Genomic DNA, 2,037 nt, shown 5'->3' with positions numbered 1-2,037 from the left:
GACGGAGTCTGAGGCCTCCGAATCCGGGCCGGAGGCCCGGAACCAGGGGCCGGCGGAATCCGGTGAGGAGAGCGAGCCGGTGACCTCCCGCCGTCGCCGTCGCCGCCGCCGCGGTGATGAGGACCTCGAACTTACCGGCGGGCAGGATGATGATCCGCCGAACACGATCACGCGTGTCCGTGCGCCGCGGCAGAGCCAGGAAGCGCCGTCGGACCAGGTGACCAGCGTGAAGGGATCCACCCGGCTGGAAGCCAAGAAGCAGCGCCGTCGTGAGTCGAGGGATTCGGGCAGGCGCCGCCAGGTCATCACCGAGGCGGAGTTCCTTGCACGTCGTGAATCCGTTGACCGCCAGATGGTGGTCCGCCAGCGCGACGACAGGATCCAGATCGGTGTCATGGAGGACGGAGTGCTCGCGGAGCACTTCGTGTCCAAGACCCAGCAGGATTCGTTGATCGGGAACGTCTACCTCGGCAAGGTCCAGAACGTCCTGCCCAGCATGGAAGCTGCCTTCATCGATATCGGGCGGGGACGCAACGCCGTACTGTATGCCGGCGAGGTCAACTGGGACGCGGCCGGACTGGACGGCCAGCCGCGCCGCATCGAGCTTGCGCTGAAGTCGGGCGACCCGGTGCTGGTGCAGGTCACCAAGGATCCGGTGGGCCACAAGGGCGCACGGCTGACCAGCCAGATCTCCCTTCCCGGGCGGTACCTGGTGTACGTGCCGGGCGGCTCCATGACCGGAATCTCCCGCAAGCTTCCCGACGTTGAGCGCAATCGCCTCAAGCGGATCCTCAAGGACCGGCTCCCGGAGAACGCAGGCGTCATCGTGCGCACCGCGGCAGAGGGAGCCAGCGAAGAGGAACTGACCCACGACATCAACCGCCTCCGCTCCCAGTGGGAGACAATTGAGGGCAAGGCGAAGTCAACCAAGACGCTCGCGCCGGAACTGCTCTACGGTGAACCGGACCTGACCATCAAGGTGGTCCGGGACGTCTTCAACGAGGACTTCTCCAAGTTGATCGTCTCCGGCGAGGAAGCCTGGGACACAATAGAGGCGTACGTCATGTACGTCGCCCCGGATCTCGTGGGCAGGCTCGAGAAGTGGACGAAGGACGAGGACATCTTCACTGCCCGGCGCATCGACGAGCAGATCCACAAGGCACTGGACCGCAAGGTGTTCCTGCCTTCCGGCGGCTCGCTGGTGATCGACCGGACCGAAGCCATGACCGTGGTCGATGTGAACACAGGCAAGTTCACCGGCAGCGGCGGCAATCTCGAGGAAACCGTCACCAAGAACAACCTTGAAGCGGCTGAGGAAGTCGTCCGGCAGCTTCGCCTGCGCGACATCGGCGGCATCATCGTCATCGACTTCATCGACATGGTGCTCGAGGCGAACCGCGACCTCGTGCTGCGGCGGCTCGTCGAATGCCTCGGACGGGACCGGACCAAGCATCAGGTCGCTGAGGTCACCTCGCTGGGCCTCGTCCAAATGACCCGCAAGCGGATGGGAACCGGGCTGCTGGAGGTGTTCGGCGAGAACTGCGAGCACTGTGCGGGTCGCGGTGTCGTCACCCATGACGAACCGGTTGAGCACCGCAGGCACGCTGTGTCGACGGAGAACCACCAGCAGCACCTGCGCCAGGAGAAGATGTCCCGCAGCGAACGCAAGCGCCGGGCGAAGACTCCGCCGGTGGAGGAGGAGCACGTTTCCCCGCCGGAACCGAGGGCCGACGACGCCGAACGCCAGGCTCGTGCCGAAGCCGCGCGGGCTGCCCTGGCCAGCATCGCCGCTGCCACTCATGCGGCGCATGAGCACGATCACGGGCAAGGAGTCTCGCCGGTGGCGGAAGCGCCGTCGTCGGCCGCTGTGCTGACGATCAATGGGGAGCAGGTGACGCTCCCCAAAGCTGAGAACGCGCCTGCTTCCGTCCGTCCGGAGCCGGCCCTGACCCTGGAGAGTCTGACGGAGGCCTTCAACCGCTTCCCTACGGCGGGTGGGGCGGATTCCGGCAGCCCGGCGCGCGAGGATCCTGCGAG

General features: G+C 66.2%; 1 protein-coding gene. It reads left to right on the top strand.

Annotation, left to right across the window (positions count from 1 at the left end):
- On the top strand, positions 1-2,037 hold a 2,037-nt coding region (locus P4U43_RS17820; RefSeq protein ID WP_277359936.1), incomplete at both ends, for an Rne/Rng family ribonuclease.

Source organism: Arthrobacter vasquezii (assembly GCF_029455255.1).
In the GTDB taxonomy this organism is placed as follows: domain Bacteria; phylum Actinomycetota; class Actinomycetes; order Actinomycetales; family Micrococcaceae; genus Arthrobacter_D; species Arthrobacter_D parietis.
This window is presented reverse-complemented; position numbering and strand designations above follow the sequence as displayed.